At 58.0% G+C, this 16,115-nt stretch carries 13 protein-coding genes and 1 riboswitch; of the genes, 9 read left to right on the forward strand and 4 right to left on the reverse strand.

Annotated features, from left to right (window positions below):
• Positions 1 to 46: 46 nt before the first annotated feature.
• Together pqqA and ACO06L_RS11130 are read right to left on the reverse strand one after the other, a co-directional pair.
• Positions 47 to 118, reverse strand: a complete 72-nt coding sequence (pqqA, locus tag ACO06L_RS11125; protein ID WP_007153157.1) for a pyrroloquinoline quinone precursor peptide PqqA — start codon at positions 116 to 118, stop codon at positions 47 to 49.
• Positions 119 to 452: 334 nt separating this feature from the next.
• Complete coding sequence (locus ACO06L_RS11130) at positions 453 to 1,973, reverse strand: aldehyde dehydrogenase family protein (RefSeq protein ID WP_104321811.1); 1,521 nt, start codon at positions 1,971 to 1,973, stop codon at positions 453 to 455.
• A 375-nt stretch (positions 1,974 to 2,348) separates the two neighbouring features.
• Positions 2,349 to 2,454, forward strand: a riboswitch (guanidine-I (ykkC/yxkD leader).
• Between the two features lie 58 nt (positions 2,455 to 2,512).
• On the opposite strand from ACO06L_RS11130, the gene ACO06L_RS11135 reads away from it, so the two are divergent.
• From ACO06L_RS11135 to ACO06L_RS11165, 7 genes are all read left to right on the forward strand, one after another.
• Positions 2,513 to 3,238 carry an urea amidolyase associated protein UAAP1 gene (locus tag ACO06L_RS11135; RefSeq protein WP_202348213.1) on the forward strand — a complete coding sequence of 242 codons (726 nt, stop codon included), beginning with the start codon at positions 2,513 to 2,515 and terminating at the stop codon, positions 3,236 to 3,238.
• 12 nt (positions 3,239 to 3,250) lie between these two features.
• Positions 3,251 to 3,889 carry an urea amidolyase associated protein UAAP2 gene (locus tag ACO06L_RS11140; RefSeq protein ID WP_202348212.1) on the forward strand — a complete coding sequence of 213 codons (639 nt, stop codon included), beginning with the start codon at positions 3,251 to 3,253 and terminating at the stop codon, positions 3,887 to 3,889.
• A complete protein-coding gene (gene uca / locus ACO06L_RS11145) occupies positions 3,880 to 7,506 on the forward strand; it encodes an urea carboxylase (RefSeq protein ID WP_202348211.1) in 3,627 nt (1,208 codons plus the stop codon). The genes ACO06L_RS11140 and uca overlap by 10 nt, the downstream gene beginning before the upstream one ends.
• 69 nt (positions 7,507 to 7,575) lie before the next feature.
• Positions 7,576 to 8,643: a putative urea ABC transporter substrate-binding protein gene (locus ACO06L_RS11150; RefSeq protein ID WP_202348210.1), complete on the forward strand. Its 1,068-nt coding sequence runs from the start codon at positions 7,576 to 7,578 to the stop codon at positions 8,641 to 8,643.
• 225 nt (positions 8,644 to 8,868) lie between these two features.
• Positions 8,869 to 9,483, forward strand: coding sequence for a TetR family transcriptional regulator (locus ACO06L_RS11155; protein ID WP_202348209.1), 615 nt, complete (start codon positions 8,869 to 8,871; stop codon positions 9,481 to 9,483).
• A 201-nt stretch (positions 9,484 to 9,684) separates the two neighbouring features.
• Positions 9,685 to 10,869 carry a helix-turn-helix transcriptional regulator gene (locus ACO06L_RS11160; protein ID WP_202348208.1) on the forward strand — a complete coding sequence of 395 codons (1,185 nt, stop codon included), beginning with the start codon at positions 9,685 to 9,687 and terminating at the stop codon, positions 10,867 to 10,869.
• Between the two features lie 237 nt (positions 10,870 to 11,106).
• A complete protein-coding gene (locus ACO06L_RS11165) occupies positions 11,107 to 12,819 on the forward strand; it encodes a hypothetical protein (RefSeq protein WP_202348207.1) in 1,713 nt (570 codons plus the stop codon).
• Between the two features lie 102 nt (positions 12,820 to 12,921).
• Here ACO06L_RS11165 and ACO06L_RS11170 read toward each other — a convergent pair whose 3' ends face one another.
• Together ACO06L_RS11170 and ACO06L_RS11175 are read right to left on the reverse strand one after the other, a co-directional pair.
• On the reverse strand, positions 12,922 to 13,806 hold the full coding sequence (locus ACO06L_RS11170; RefSeq protein WP_202348206.1) for a bifunctional transcriptional activator/DNA repair enzyme AdaA: 885 nt from the start codon (positions 13,804 to 13,806) through the stop codon (positions 12,922 to 12,924).
• Between the two features lie 94 nt (positions 13,807 to 13,900).
• Positions 13,901 to 14,599: a Crp/Fnr family transcriptional regulator gene (locus tag ACO06L_RS11175; RefSeq protein WP_202348205.1), complete on the reverse strand. Its 699-nt coding sequence runs from the start codon at positions 14,597 to 14,599 to the stop codon at positions 13,901 to 13,903.
• Between the two features lie 130 nt (positions 14,600 to 14,729).
• On the opposite strand from ACO06L_RS11175, the gene ACO06L_RS11180 reads away from it, so the two are divergent.
• Positions 14,730 to 15,500 carry a class II aldolase/adducin family protein gene (locus tag ACO06L_RS11180; RefSeq protein ID WP_082814060.1) on the forward strand — a complete coding sequence of 257 codons (771 nt, stop codon included), beginning with the start codon at positions 14,730 to 14,732 and terminating at the stop codon, positions 15,498 to 15,500.
• 18 nt (positions 15,501 to 15,518) lie between these two features.
• Positions 15,519 to 16,115: an HD domain-containing protein gene (locus ACO06L_RS11185; protein ID WP_202348204.1), complete on the forward strand. Its 597-nt coding sequence runs from the start codon at positions 15,519 to 15,521 to the stop codon at positions 16,113 to 16,115.

Below are 16,115 nucleotides of genomic sequence, written 5' to 3' on the forward strand. Positions count from 1 at the left end.
CATTCCACAAGCAAAACGGCCAGCTCGAGGCTGGCCGCTTCAGCACTCAGCGATTGGCGAAGTACATGGTGACTTCGAAACCGATGCGGAGATCTTCGTAGGCTGGTTTGGTCCACATAATGCTCACCTCTATTGTCATGATTGTTAGCGCATTGCGGGTGAATCAACGACATTGCCGATAACCCAGTTCCCATCCTATCGGCCGGGGCAAGGGGCCAATATGGTACTTTGGAACTGTTTTGGTGCCTCCCTAGGTCGCAAAAACCAGCTGCAGACTGGCGCCCTGGTCTGAAACGAAAAAAGGCCCTGGGAAGGGCCAAAAGAGAGTGACAGAAAAACCCGAACTCTCGTCAGAGAGTCGCCCCGGCCAGACACCGGGGGATGAAGGTGCACGTCCACTGTGCTGACTCACAGGCGGGCCCGTGTGGGAGGCCCGCTTACCGCTCACAGATTCAGAAGAAACCCAGCGGGTTGGTGTCGTAGCTCACCAGCATGCACTTGGTCTGCTGGTAGTGCTCGAGCGCCATCTTGTGGGTTTCACGGCCGACGCCAGACTTCTTGTAACCACCGAAGGCAGCATGAGCCGGGTAAGCGTGGTAGCAGTTCATCCACACCCGACCGGCCTGGATGTTGCGGCCCATCCGGTAGGCGAGATTGGTGTCGCGGGTCCATACGCCGGCACCCAGACCAAACTCGGTGTCGTTGGCGATGGCCAGGGCTTCTTCCTCGGTCTTGAAGGTGGTAACGCCCACGACCGGTCCGAAGATTTCTTCCTGGAACACGCGCATCTTGTTGTCACCCTTGAACAGGGTGGGCTGGATGTAGAAGCCATTGTTGAACTCTTCATCCAGATGCTCGCGGTCGCCGCCAGTCAGCACCACAGCGCCCTCTTCCTTACCAATGGCAAGGTAAGACATGATTTTGTCGAACTGTTCTTTCGACGCCTGGGCACCTACCTGAACATCGGTGTCCAGCGGGTTGCCACGCTTGATCGACTTGGTGCGCTGAACCACCTTCTGCATGAACTCTTCGAACATGTCTTCCTGGACCAGTGCCCGTGACGGACAGGTGCAGACTTCGCCCTGGTTGAAGAACGCCAGAACCAGACCTTCCACGCACTTGTCGATGAATTCCGGCTCGGCCTTCATCACGTCGGAGAAGTAGATGTTCGGGGATTTACCACCCAGCTCCACTGTGGACGGGATAATGTTTTCAGCCGCGCACTTGAGGATGTGGGAGCCAACCGGGGTTGAGCCGGTGAAGGCAATCTTGGCAATACGCTTGCTGGTGGCCAGGGCCTGGCCGGCCTCGATGCCGTAGCCGTTAACAATGTTCAGCACGCCCGGCGGCAGCAGGTCACCAATGATTTCCATCAGTACCAGGATGCTGGCAGGCGTCTGCTCGGCAGGCTTCAGCACGGTGCAGTTACCCGCAGCCAGACAGGGGCCCAGTTTCCAGGCCGCCATCAGAATCGGGAAGTTCCATGGAATGATCTGGCCAACGACACCCAGCGGCTCATGGAAATGGTACGCCACGGTGTTGTGGTCGATCTCGCCCATATGGCCTTCCTGGGCACGCAGACAACCCGCAAAGTAGCGGAAGTGATCAGCCGCGAGAGGAATGTCGGCGTTCAGGGTTTCGCGCACGGCCTTGCCGTTGTCCCAGGTTTCTGCAACTGCGAGCTTCTCGAGGTTGGCCTCGATACGATCCGCAATTTTCAGAAGGATGTTGGAACGCTCGGTGGGCGACGTCTTGCCCCACGCGGGTGCCGCCTTGTGCGCTGCATCCAGAGCCAGATCAATATCTTCTGCACTGGAGCGCGGAATTTCACAGATCACATTGCCAGTGACCGGTGTGATGTTCTCGAAATACTGGCCTTTTACCGGGGCAACCCACTCGCCACCGATGTAGTTCTCGTAACGGGATTTGAAAGAAACGACGGAGCCATCCTTTCCTGGTTGTGCGTAGATCATGATCTCGACCTCTTGTTGTGTTTGTCGCAGGGCAACGCGGCCTTTCGCGTTTACCCATTCAATGTAGACCCCAATTCCCAAGGTTTGAATGATGCGATGGAGGCGAAAAACTCCTCCCTTGGTAGTAGATGGCTTGAAGGCCATGCCATCAGTGGTCTGGCTCTGGAATCAGACTCCGAAAATAAATGCACTGGAAGCGCACTGACCGATGCACAAAAACGGTGCGCCCGCCCAGGCAGGAAGCAACACTGCCCCACCCCGGAACTTCCACCTTAATAAAATCAGTGACTTGCCGATTGGCATGGACTCTGCAGTACATTCAGCACGCAGCGAGACGTCGGTTACTGAAACCACAATCAAAGCGCCACAATCTGACCAATGGTCAACTAGGGTTCCGGTCTGCAACCACAAACGCAGGCGACTGGTCCGAGAGTTGACGACCTTTTCCAAGGTTACACGGCGGGACAAAAGCCCGGGAGGATCGCTCAGTTACTGACGCCTCTCGCTATTTTGGATGCCCTAACCAGGAGGAAAAGGCCATGTTGCAAACCGCAGCCCCCCTCTACGACGATCTGATTCCCGGCGGATCCCACTGGTCCTTTATCGTGCGCCGTGGCCATGTGCTGCGCCTGATTGACGAAACCGGCGGGACCAACGTCGGCATGTTGATGTACAACCCCGAGAACCCGCTCGAGCGGTACAACATGCCGGACACCCTGAAGAACCAGCACACCTTCCTGCTAACTAAAGGCCACGTGCTCCTCTCGGACATGGGCCGGGTGTTTGCCTCCATCATCCGCGATGATCTTGGCTGGCACGATACCGTCGCTGGCACCTGCAATGCCGATCTGGTGGAAAAGCGCTGGGGCAAGAAGACCTATCAGGAAGCTCACAACCATTACCACCGCAACGGCTTCACCAGTTTCCTGAACGAACTGGCCAAGTACGGCCTCGGCAAGAAAGACCTGACCGCCAATCTGAACTGGTTCAGCAAAGTAAAAACAGATGACGACGGCAACATGGTCTTCTCCGAGGGTCACTCCCACGCGGGCGCCACCGTCGACCTGCGCTTTGAAATGGACACCATCGTGGTGCTGCACACCTGCCCGCATCCGATGAACCCGGCCAGCGAGTATCCCAGCCATCCGCTGCGGTACCAGTTGTTCAAGGCGGCCCCGGTAACCGATGCCGATCCCTGCAAGACGTCGTCCCCCGAGGCCACCCGGGCCTTCGCCAATAACGCCCTGTACCACCTGTTCCAGTAACGGAGGCCGGAAATGATCAAGCAAAGCGTATTGAAGCCTGAAAACGCCGCCTTCCGTGAAACCGTACCGGCGGGCGAGTATTTCCTGAAAGTGGTAAAAGCCGGCGAGACCGTCCGGATCCTCGATCTGGAAGGCAACCAGGCCGCCGACACCCTGTTCTACAACGCCCAAAATCCGACCGAACGCTACAGCGCCGTGGACACCATCCGTGAGCAGGGCAACGTCTACCTGACCGCCGGCTCGAAGCTGATGTCCTCTGAAAACAACGTAATGCTGGAAATCACCGCCGATACCTGCGGCAGGCACGACACCCTGGGCGGCGCCTGCGCGGCAGAGAGCAACACCACCCGTTACGCCCTTGAGAAAAAGTGCATGCACGCCTGCCGGGACAGCTGGCTGGTGGCCGTCACCGAACATGAAGAACTGGGCATGAGCAAACGGGACATCACCCACAACATCAACTTCTTCATGAATGTCCCGGTCACGGCCGACGGCGGACTCACCTTCGCGGACGGGATTTCCGATGCCGGCAAATACGTGGAGCTGGAAGCGAAGATGGACGTTCTGGTGATGATCTCCAACTGCCCGCAGCTCAACAATCCCTGCAACGGCTGGAACCCGACACCGATTGAGGTGCTGGTATGGAGCTGAGCTGCAGATTCTCAAAGGTCCTGATCGCCAACCGCGGCGCCATCGCCTGCCGGGTTATTCGCACGCTGCGTGACATGGGGCTGACCTCGGTTGCCGTCTACGCCGAAGCGGATTCCGATTCGCTTCACGTACGGCAGGCGGACGAGGCGTATTCCCTGGGAGACGGCCCGGCAGCGACCACTTACCTGGATCAGGACAAACTGTTCGAGGTAATCCGAAAGAGCGGCGCCGGCGCCATCCACCCCGGCTACGGCTTCCTGAGCGAAAACGCCGATTTTGCCCGACGCTGTGACGCCGAGGGCGTGGTCTTCCTGGGCCCGACGCCCGAGCAGATGGAGCAATTCGGTCTCAAGCATACGGCACGGTCACTGGCTGAAAGCGCCGGCGTACCACTGCTACCAGGCACCGGTTTGCTGACCAATCTGGAGGAAGCGCTAAAAGCCGCCGACACCATCGGCTACCCGGTGATGCTGAAAAGCACCGCCGGCGGTGGCGGCATTGGCATGTCCCGCTGCTACAGCCCGGACGATCTGGGCAAGAGCTTCGAGTCGGTCCAGCGCCTGAGCCAGAACAACTTCAGCAACAGCGGCGTGTTCCTGGAAAAATTCGTGGAACATGCCCGCCATGTGGAAGTGCAGCTGTTTGGCAATGGCGAAGGTCAGGTGCTGGCACTGGGCGAGCGGGACTGCTCCGCCCAACGTCGCAACCAGAAGGTGATTGAAGAAGCTCCGGCACCCGGGCTCACCGAAGACGTCCGAACCCGCATGCACGCGACCGCCCGTCAGTTGGGCGAGAGCATTGCCTACCGCAGTGCCGGCACCGTGGAATTTATCTACGACCCGGACACCACCGAGTTCTACTTCCTGGAAGTGAATACCCGCTTACAGGTGGAGCACGGTGTGACCGAGCAGGTTTGTGGCGTGGATCTGGTCCGATGGATGGTGGAACTGGGCGCAGGTACCCTGCCCGACCTGGCAAAACTGGGCAGCAACCTCGCGCCTTCCGGCCACGCCATCCAGGCCCGGATCTATGCGGAAGACCCCAACAAGGATTTCCAGCCCGGAGCCGGCCTGCTCACCAACGTGGCCTGGCCCGAGGACGAGGCACTGCGAATCGATACCTGGATTCAGCCGGGCACAAAGGTGTCGCCGCTTTATGATCCCATGCTCGCCAAGGTGATTGTGCATGAGGCCGATCGCGAATCGGCCCGCCAGCGGTTGATGCAGGCACTCGACGACAGCCAGCTCTATGGCATCGAGACCAACCTGAAATACGTGCGCCAGGTACTGGACGACCCGCGCTTTGCCGAGGGCAGACTGTTTACTCGAACCCTCAACGAATTCAATTACCAGCCGGCCACCGTGGATGTGCTCAGTTGCGGCACCCTGACCACCATCCAGGACTACCCCGGGCGCATCGGCTACTGGGAAATTGGCGTACCACCGTCGGGTCCTTTCGACAGTTATTCGTTCCGGCTTGGCAATCGACTGCTGGGCAATCCGGAAGGGGCTCCAGGCCTGGAAATCACCCTGAAGGGACCAGTGCTCACTTTCAACCGCGCCACCCAGATTGCGCTGACGGGCGCCCAGCTGGACGCCACACTGGATGATCAGCCCTTGGCTTCCTGGCAGGTGATCGACGTGCCCGCCGGCGCTACCCTGAAGCTGGGCGCCACCAAGGCGGACGGCGCCCGGGCCTACGTGCTGTTCCGCGGTGGGCTGGACTGCCCCGAGTATCTGACCTCCTGCAGCACCTTTACCCTTGGCCAGTTCGGCGGCCATTGTGGTCGCGCCTTGCGGGCCGGCGATGTGCTGGCCCTGGCGGATTCGGAACCAACCGGTCTGACAGCCCTTCCTGCCGAACTGAAACCGACCATCGGCAAAACCTGGAAACTGCACGTCACCTATGGCCCCCACGGCGCGCCGGATTACTTCACTGGAGAAGACATAGACACCTTCTTCGCCAGCGACTGGGAGATTCACTACAACTCGAGCCGCACCGGCGTTCGCCTGATTGGCCCGAAACCGGAATGGGCGCGCAGTGATGGCGGCGAGGCCGGCATGCATCCGTCCAATATCCACGACAACGCCTACGCAGTTGGCACCGTGGATTTCACGGGCGATATGCCGGTCATTCTCGGTCCCGATGGCCCCAGCCTGGGCGGCTTTGTCTGCCCGGTGACCGTCATCAGCGCTGACCTCTGGAAACTGGGCCAGCTGAAAGCCGGTGACAAGGTGAAGTTTGTACCGGTAAGCCAGGACCAGGCCGTGGCTCTGAGGGAAGCGCTGGACGAGTCCGTAGCAACACTGACCGCCGCTACGGCCCACATCAAACCCATCAAGCCAACCACCCCGATTCTGGACTCGCTGAGCGTCAACGAGCATGAAACAGGGGTGGTCTACCGGGCCGCCGGCGACAATTACGTGCTGGTGGAATACGGCCCGATGGAACTGGATATCCGTCTGCGCTTCCGCGCCCACGCGCTGATGCTGTGGCTGCGCGATCAGGATCACGATGCCATTCTGGAGCTGACCCCCGGCATCCGCTCCCTGCAGGTGCATTACGACAGCCAGAAACTAAACCAGCGCACGCTGCTGGATCTGCTGATCAGCGCTGAAAAAGAACTGGAAAAGCAGCCCGAGTGGGATGTGCCAGCACGCATCGTGCACCTGCCCCTGTCCTGGGATGACGAGGCCTGCCAGACCGCCATCGCGAAATACATGCAGTCGGTGCGCAAGGACGCCCCCTGGTGCCCGAGCAACCTGGAATTCATCCGCCGTATTAACGGGCTGGACAGCATAGAGGAGGTGAAGAAGACGCTTTTCGAGGCGAGCTATCTGGTCATGGGCCTGGGCGATGTTTATCTGGGCGCGCCGGTGGCCACGCCGCTGGATCCTCGGCACCGGCTGGTGACCACCAAATACAATCCGGCACGGACCTGGACCGCGGAAAATTCCGTAGGCATCGGCGGCGCGTACCTGTGCATCTACGGCATGGAGGGCCCAGGCGGCTACCAGTTTGTTGGTCGCACCCTGCAGATGTGGAACCGCTACCGCACGACCGACCTGTTCGAGGCTGGCAAGCCCTGGCTGCTTCGGTTCTTTGACCAGGTGCGCTTCTACGAGGTCAGTGCCGAAGAACTGCAGCAGATCCGGCGGGACTTTCCCAATGGCGACTACCCGATAAAGGTCGAGGAAACCCGCTTCAACCTGAAGGATTACGAGCAGTTTCTGGCGAACAACGACGAGGAAATCCAGACCTTCACAGCGAAGCGCAAACAAGCCTTCGACGAGGAACTGCAGCGCTGGATCGAGTCTGGCCAGATCAACTTCAGTTCCGAGGCACCGATCGAGGACACCGGCGAAGACGACATTGCCAACCTTCCGGCAGGCCAGCACGCGGTGGAAAGCCACGTAGCCGGCAACCTCTGGGAGTGCCTGGTCAAGCCAGGCGACACCATCGATGCCCAGCGGCCTGTGGCGGTTATTGAATCCATGAAGATGGAAATCGAATTACTGAGCCCCGTAACCGGACGCGTGGTGGACGTGCGTCGGGAAGCGGGACAGGCGGTCTCGCCCGGAACGCCGGTCGTGATCGTTGAAGAGATTACCGAGTAATGCCAGCAACCAAAAAAACCTGAAAAAGACCAAACCTGCAAACACGGGCAAGGCCCGAGGAGAGACACCATGAATACACGCGACATCACCAAACGTCTGGCGGCCGGTCTGTTCACGGCCTCGCTGTCCATGGGTGCAATGGCCCAGGAAAAGGATTCCTTCAGCATCGCCTGGACCATCTATGCCGGCTGGGTGCCCTGGCAGTATGCCGAGGACTACGGAATCATGAAAAAGTGGGCGGACAAGTACGATATCGAGGTGGATATCGTGCAGGTGAACGACTACATCGAATCCATCAACCAGTACACCGCCGGCCAGTTTGACGGGGTGGTCGCCACCAGCATGGACGGTCTGTCGATCCCGGCAGCCTCTGGCGTGGACACCACCGCATTGATCGTCGGTGACTACTCAAATGCCAACGATGGCCTTGTATCCAAGGATGCGGAGTCCATTGCCGATCTGGAAGGCGAAACCGTGCACCTGGTTGAGCTGTCCGTTTCCCATTACCTGCTTGTCCGTGCGCTGAACACCGTTGGTCTGGAAGAGCGGGATATCAGCGTGGTGAACATTTCCGACGCCGATCTGGTTTCGGCGTTCCAGACCGATGATGTCCGCCACGTGGCTACCTGGAACCCGCTGCTGGCGGAAGTGGAAGCCTACCCGGGCACCACCAAGCTGTTCGATTCCAGCCAGATTCCGGGCCACATCAAGGATCTGACCCTGGTGAACACGGAAACTCTGGAAGACAACCCGAAGCTGGGCAAGGCGCTGGTCGGCGCCTGGTACGAAACCATGAGCATTCTCGCCTCCGACAGTGAAGAAGGTCAGGAAGCGCGGGCATTTCTCGGCGAGCTCTCCGGTACCGACCAGGCCGGCTATGAAGCACAGCTCGCGGGCATGAAGATGTTCTGGGAGCCGCAGATGTCGGTGGATTTCATCAACAGCGAAGAAGCGCGGGAAGCCATGGACAGCGTTCGTCAGTTCTCTTTTGACAAGGGACTGCTCGGCCAGGGCGCCATGAGCCCGGACTTCGTTGGCATCGAGTTTCCGGATGGTTCGATCATGGGTGACTCAGGGAACGTGAAGCTTCGGTTCAATGACAGTTATATGGAGATGGCGGCAGACGGGGAGATCTGAGCCTCTGATTGCTTGCCTTGATGGTTAGCCGAGGGCACGATGTTCGTGCCCTTTTTTGTGGGCTTCGGAGGTGGATTGGGTTTGGGGTGCCTTTCCAAAACACGCTCCTTGCGGCACATCCATGTGGCGCTTGGGCTCCGCCATCCATGGCTCCGCACAGTTTTGGAAAGGCACCCCAAACCCAATCGTCCAACCTCATGATCAGCCGCCGAGAAAAATCTATTTATGCGTCGTACCAAGGAAGATGCCGAAAAAACCCGCCAGACGGTCCTGGAAGCTGCTCTGAAACTGTTCAGCCGCGACGGTTACTCTCTGACCACTCTCAGCCGAATTGCCAAAGAAGCCGGTTGTAGCCGTGGACCGATCTACTGGCATTTCGAGAACAAGGATGATCTTTACGAAGCCGTTCTTGCCTACTCCCAGGAACCCCTGGAAGCCCTGGTCGCGGAATGTTCAGGCATGCGGGAAACGCCCATTGAGGCCATGGACCATTTCATCGAGCGCTGGCTGGGCCTGCTGGCCAATGATCGTAAATATCGCCAGTCGTTCGAGATTCTGTTGAACAAGACCGAGCTGACCGATGCCATGAGCCGAACGCTGAAGCGGGAGCGGGCGTTGACCAGGTCGATTATTGCGATGTTCCGGGATCTGGTGGGCCAGGCCGCTGAGCGAGGTCTGATCAGTACGCAGGAAGATCCTGAGGATCTGGGGCTGCTGAGTTACACCTATCTGATGGGGATTACCCAGACCTGGCTATTTGCGCCGAAGCTGTTTTCACTGAAACAGGAGACGGCGTTTTTCCAGCGACAGTTCTGGCGACTGCTTGGCCAGATGAACTGATTTACCCTTCCGAACAAGCCAATGCTTTTCAGTACCTGGCACCTCAAAAGCTTTTGCTTTATTTTACATTTCTGGCTCCATTGCTCCGCTAAGCTAACGCTGAGCAACCTTACTTCTTCCTGGACTGACCAAGACTTATGTCGCCCACCATATCGCCCATTAGCAGGGCGTTGGTGATTTATTCAAAAGGAATTTGTCGCTGTGACAAACGTCAGTATTCCCGGTTCTCCGGATTCCAACACAGAACTCGCTTTTCCTTTCCCCTCGCTTGGAGGTGAGGATCTTCAGGCCTATAACACGCTTGTCAGCACCCTTTACCGTTGCCTACATGACAACACCGGCTTCCAGCCTTTCTTTAATGCTTTCAAACACCATTTCAAAGCCCTGCAAGGTGGAATTCTCGGCCTGTCGAGCAATCCACAGCGTATGGTTTATGGCTGGACATTTGGCTATCCGGAAGGGTTTGAAGAGTGGTATATCAACAGTGATCTGCCTGAACGGGATGAAGCCCTGACCCGTTATCGCCAGCTTCCCCCACGCCAGTTCGACTCCTTTCTTCGAGGTGATACCAGTCGCACCATTCTCGATATTCTGGGCCCGGAAAGCCGTGCCTGGGCCGAGCAGGTCGGCATGGGCGATAGTGCTGGGATGCTTGTCACACAGGAAAACGGGAACAGCGTGGTGTTCATGGCCAACCGACACAAGGAGTTCGGCCCCTACACCGATAACGAACTTCTGCAGATGAATCTGTTGGCTCCTCATATCGAGAATGCCGTTGCTCTGCACCTGAAGCTGTATGAGACGCGCAGCGACAATGAAAACCTGGCGACAGCACTCAACCACGTGAAAAAACCGCTCATTGTCTTCAATGCACTGGGCAATGTTGCGCAGGCAAACGACGCGGCCCATGCGCTTATGGAAAACAGCGGGAGCATGTCCATTAATGATTCCGGGAGACTGCAGAGCACCGACCGCCAGATGACCCGCAAGCTTCAGGATGCCATCACCACCTGCATCGTCCTCTCTCACAAGGGCATTCTTTCGTCACAAACCGTCTTTACCAGTCGCGGCCAAGAACCTATCGCCGTCTGCCTGACGCCACTGATCGCCGATAGTGCCGAGAATAACGGCGTATTGGCAGAGCTGTTCAGTTTTGACCCCTCACTGGAACCGGACCAGGAACGACTGCAGACACTTTTCCACTGCACACCGACGGAAGCCGCTGTCGCCGGGCTTCTGGCCCAGGGCCTGAGCGCCAGCGATGTCGCCGAGAGAAAGCAGATTTCCATCCACACCGCCCGCCAACATATCAAGAGCCTGCTGGCGAAAAACGGCTATCGCAAACAGACCGAACTGGTGTCCATGCTGGTCCGGGCATTGGCCTGACACGAGCGCCTCCGTCGAAATCTGCAATTGTTTTGATGCTTTTACACTTGATCAACAAACAATTACAGATGACAAAAACGCTATTGGTTCAAAGCACTTACCAAAGCTCCGACTCGACAAACACCATGGAACCGGCCATTCCGTGCATCCTTATCCCCAAAATGGGGCATGTCTTGATGCAAACCCGATGCTAGTTTCGAACTGCCAAATCAATCGATTCTTAAAAAAGGCAGGATTATGAGCAAATTCAAGAAGTTGACTCTAGCGACAGCCATTTCCTCTGCATTCATTCTGACCGGCTGCGGTGGTAGCAGCGGTGGTTCTTCTGATGCTGTTGATAACAACGACACGGGTGACACCAGCACCACAGCCGAAACCGGCGTGTTCGTGGATGCCGCAGTTGCTGGCGTCAATTACACCACCTCACCAAGCGGTACATCCGGCCAAACCAACGCACTGGGCGAGTACAATTACGAAGCCGGCGATACCGTGGTCTTCAGCATCGGCGGCATCGACCTGCCGGCCGTCGAAGCCACCGGCCGCATCACCCCGGCCGACATGGGTAGCGGTGCTACCGACTGGAGTTCCGACCAGACTGTCGTGAACATTCTGCGTCTGCTGCAGACCCTGGATTCCGATGGCGATGCCAGCAACGGCATCACCATTACGGAAGATGTACATACCGCTTTGCAAGACATTGATCTCGATCCCTCTGTCAGCGAGACAGACTTCGAAACCCAGGCCAACACTGCGATTAACGCGACCGGCAAGACGCTGATCGCGACGGAAGATGCGGTTAATCACTTCCAGAGTTCCCAATCCGGCGATCTGGTTGGCAGCTGGGTCTTTGAAGAAACGAATGGCAACGTCAACGTGCTGACGTTCCTGAATGACAGCGAATACCTAATTGCCCACTCCAAAGCTGATGACGGTGACCAGCGGGCCGCCAGTGCAGAGTACGGCACCTACACCTGGGACAGTGCATCCGGTCAGTTGGAACTGACTCTGGTTGATGAGTCAGATCTCAGTGGTGGTCTGATCGACAACAACTCCCCCGCAACCTGGACAATGCAACTGAGCGACGGCGCACTCGTATTGACGTCTGTCGGAGAAAGCGAAGAAGTCAGGTTTGAAGCCGTGCGCAATACCCAGGACAGCCTGATCGGCAGCTGGTACCTCGGCGAAGGTTTTAACGAGCAGAAACAAATCGATCGTCACAACGTGCTGACCATTCTCGATGACAGCACCTACGTCATTGTTCACAACGACAATGGCGAAGTTTACGACGGCGACATCGTTGAGGCGGTTTCCTCCGAGTGGGGCACCTACAGCTTCAACGGTTCCACGTTTGCGGTAACCTCAGTATCGGCCGAACTGGACGGGCCTGGAGGACTGTTTGACGACCCAGTGAAAGACGACGGCGGAAATGGCTTCGTCAATGGTCCGGCGGAGCTCCACCCGACCGGACAGCTCACATTATCCGACAACCTTCCGGTTGCTGAAGGAGGCGAGCCATTCACCCTCCGTCGCCTGGGTCGCTATGCGGTCACGCTGAAGGACTTCGAGGGCGATACCAAGCAGGTCTACGTCGAGGCCAGCGGCAACGACTTTATCGGTGGGGTTACCCAGACCCTCAGCTTTGCCGATATCGATGGCCGAACGCCAGCCGAGGATGGCATCTTTAACATGGATGCTCCGGACAGCGCGACCATTGACCTGGTGCTGAACCAGGATGGCAGTGGTTACATGGACTTTGATGTCTCTGGCGACCAAAACCAAATCGACACCAACGGTTGGTCCGTCCTGACTTCAGGCTCCCTCACTTACGTGGAGGGCGGTGCGGAATGGACCTACCTGCCGATTAAAGGTAGCAGCCCCTACACCACGCTGGTTTATCAGGGTGACATGGATCTCATGTTCATCACTGAAGTTACTGAGGCGCCGCAGTAAAGCAGGTAGCTTCTGCTCAATCAGGGCCCGTAACGCGGGCTCTCGAATTACTGACGAACCCCGGTTAGCCGGGGTTCGCTTTGTTTGGGGCTACGCTCACGATTAAGAACCAGAACGTTCCCTCTCAAGCAGTTGCCGTTTACGATCCAGCCCCCAACGGTAACCGCCCAGGGAGCCGTCACTGCGCAGCACCCGATGGCAGGGAATCAGCACGGCGATGCGGTTTCGCCCGCAAGCGGAGGCCACCGCCCGAACGGATCTGGGCTCACCCAGTCGCTTTGCCAACTCTGTGTAACTCACCACCTCACCTTCGCGGACGCTCAGCAGGAGTTTCCAGACGCGTGTCTGGAAAGCGGTGCCGCGGATATCCAGAGGTACATCCGGGCGAGGCGTGTTCTGGCTGAGGTGTTCGTCCAGAGCGGCAATCCAGGCATCCAGCTCCGGCGATGCCTTTGCCTCAGAGGGAACCAGTCGTCCCTTCGGAAACTCTCTCTGCAATCGATCCTGAAGCGCCGCTTCGTCATCCCCGAATTCGGCAAAACACACACCCTGATCGGTGGCGGCCATCATCAACAGGCCGAGTGAGGTCTGCCGGCAGGCATGGGTGATGGTTTCACCTTCCCCACCCTTGCCGTAACGGGACGGCGACATGCCGACCTGTCGGTCCGCCTTTCCGTAAACGCGACTGACCGACCCAAAGCCGGCATCGTATATGGCGTCGGTCACCGTTTGACCATGCTTGAGGGCCTGTTTGAATGTCTTCAGGCGCAATGCATCCTGATAGGCCTTTGGCGAAACTCCGAAGGTTTTCTTGAACGCCCTTTGGACGTGGGATGCCGAGAGCCCTATGAACCCCGCCATGTCTTCGAGTGTCAGACGCTCATCCGGCCGGCTTTCAATAAACCGCGCCAGCTCGACCATTCTATCGGGCGCACTGGCAGACAGTTCCGGTTCGCGGTCCACCGCCGAGCGTTCATTGCGGGCCATGTGATGACTCCTTTATCTGCATCCGACCATTCGTTGAAAGGATGCGCGTTTGCGGCCGGTGCTGCCATCCGTTTCTTGCGGTGATCACACATCATTAATCAAGCGATTGGATATACGCCTGCAAGGCCCGGGGACTGCAAAGGGTAATCTGTCCGTAGCCCAAGGCGAGCAAGCTCCGGCTTTCGAGGGCCTTGATACGACTATGCACCCCTTGCCGGGTCATGCCCATCATGTTGGCCAGCTGCTCGCGAGTGAGTTTCAGGGCGACCGGTTCCACCGATGACGTACGCACGCCCTGGATTTCCGCCAGGAACAGCAAGCGCCGCCCAATCCGCGCGGTCACGCCTCGCAGGGCGTCATCCTCAATAATCGACATGGCTGACCAGAGTCGCCGGCTGACAAGGTCCAGAGCAATCGGATAGCTCTCAGGGTAGCTTGCCATGAGTTGCCGGAACCCTTCGCCAGGCAACTCAACGATGACAGCTTCCTCGTGGGCGGTCGCTCCATAAACTCTGGGCATACCCGGCGAGAAGACGGTATCCCCGAACCAGGATCCGGCATCAAAGATGATCAGCGTCGCCTCGCGGCCCGCTGCATTCACCGAGGTGATCCGCACGGTTCCGCTGGCAATCACGCAGAGTGTTGACTGCATCGATCCCCGATCATAAATGGGATCATCGGCGCCAAACCGTCGCGTTCGGGCCATGGCCGCCACTTCCCGAAACGCCGTATTCGGGAAGCCCGCCAATAAAGGGCAGGAACGCATCACCGCTTCCACGTCTGGCACCGCCATCAACAATCTCCAAAACTGGCAAGACAACCCCATCAAATGTAAACCATTTGACAGTTTGTTGACCATAAATAGGCCTAGACTCGGAGTTGATCCATTCCAACAACAACCGGACACCCCAGAGGTCACCCGAATGTCTGAACCCTTATCGATTCCGTCCAAGAAAGAACAGGTGAGTGCTGAAGAATGGCAACTGCGCGTTGATCTTGCCGCCGCCTACCGCCTGATTGCCCTCTACGGCTGGGACGATCTGATCTTCACGCATATTTCCCTGCGGATCCCCGGTGACGAGCACCATTTCCTGATCAATCCCTACGGCATGATGTTCGAGGAAATCACGGCCTCCAGCCTGGTACGCATCGACCAGGAAGGAAACAAGGTCAATCCTGACGATTTCGACATCAACCCGGCCGGGTTCACCATTCACAGTGCCATCCATGCGATTCGTGAGGATGCCGCCTGCGTAATGCATACCCACACCACTGCCGGCGTGGCTGTCTCAGCGCAGAAGGAAGGATTGCTGCCGTTGTCCCAGCAGAGCCTGTTCCCGCTCTCGGGTCTTGCCTACCACGACTACGAAGGCGTGGCTCTGAGGGAAGACGAAAAAGCGCGCCTGCAGGCGGATCTGGGCCACGCCCGTTTCATGATCCTGCGCAACCACGGCCTGCTGACCACCGGGCCCAGCGTAGCCGAAGCCTTCCTGGGCATGTACATCCTCCAGCGTGCCTGCGAAGTCCAGATCCAGGCCATGTCCGGGGGCCAGCCGCTGGTGCAGATTCCGGATAGCATTCTCAGTTCGATCCGAGAACAGGCCAAGCAGGTCACCAAGGGTATGGGCGGCAACCTCGCCTGGCCGGGACTGCTGCGCAAGCTGGATCGCATTGATCCCGGTTTCAGAGATTAATTTCGGAGGAAATACAGCATGAGTGACGTCAATGCGCCCCAAGCGCAGTTCACCCATATGAAAGATGGCACGGCAGAGGACTGGCAGACCATCGCAAAGTCATTCGGACAGTTTGCCAAAGGGCTTCCGGACAGGATCCTGGAGCACCTCAAACTGCTGGAGGGCGATTTTGGCGGTTTTCCGATCGACCGGCTGTCCCATTGCCTGCAGACGGCTACCCTGGCCTACCGGGATGGCAAGGATGACGAATACGTGGTCTGTGCGCTGCTACACGACATCGGCGACACCCTGGGCACCTACAACCACGCCGATGTGGCAGCCGTATTGCTGGAGCCCTTTGTCAGTGAAGCCAATCACTGGATGGTAAAGCATCACGCCATCTTCCAGGGCTACTACTTCTTCCATTATCTCGGCATGGACAGGGACATGCGTAACGAGTATCGGGACCACCCCCACTTCGAGCGCACCATCGAATTTGTGAGCGAGTACGATTCCCCGGCCTTTGATCCCGAGGGCGAAACCCTGCCCCTCGAGTTCTTCGAACCCATGGTGCGCAAGGTCTTTGCCCAGCCGGTAAAGTCGCTTTACAAGGACGCCGAAACCGCCACGGAATAA

The organism is Marinobacter sp., assembly GCF_965229985.1.
Taxonomy (GTDB): domain Bacteria; phylum Pseudomonadota; class Gammaproteobacteria; order Pseudomonadales; family Oleiphilaceae; genus Marinobacter.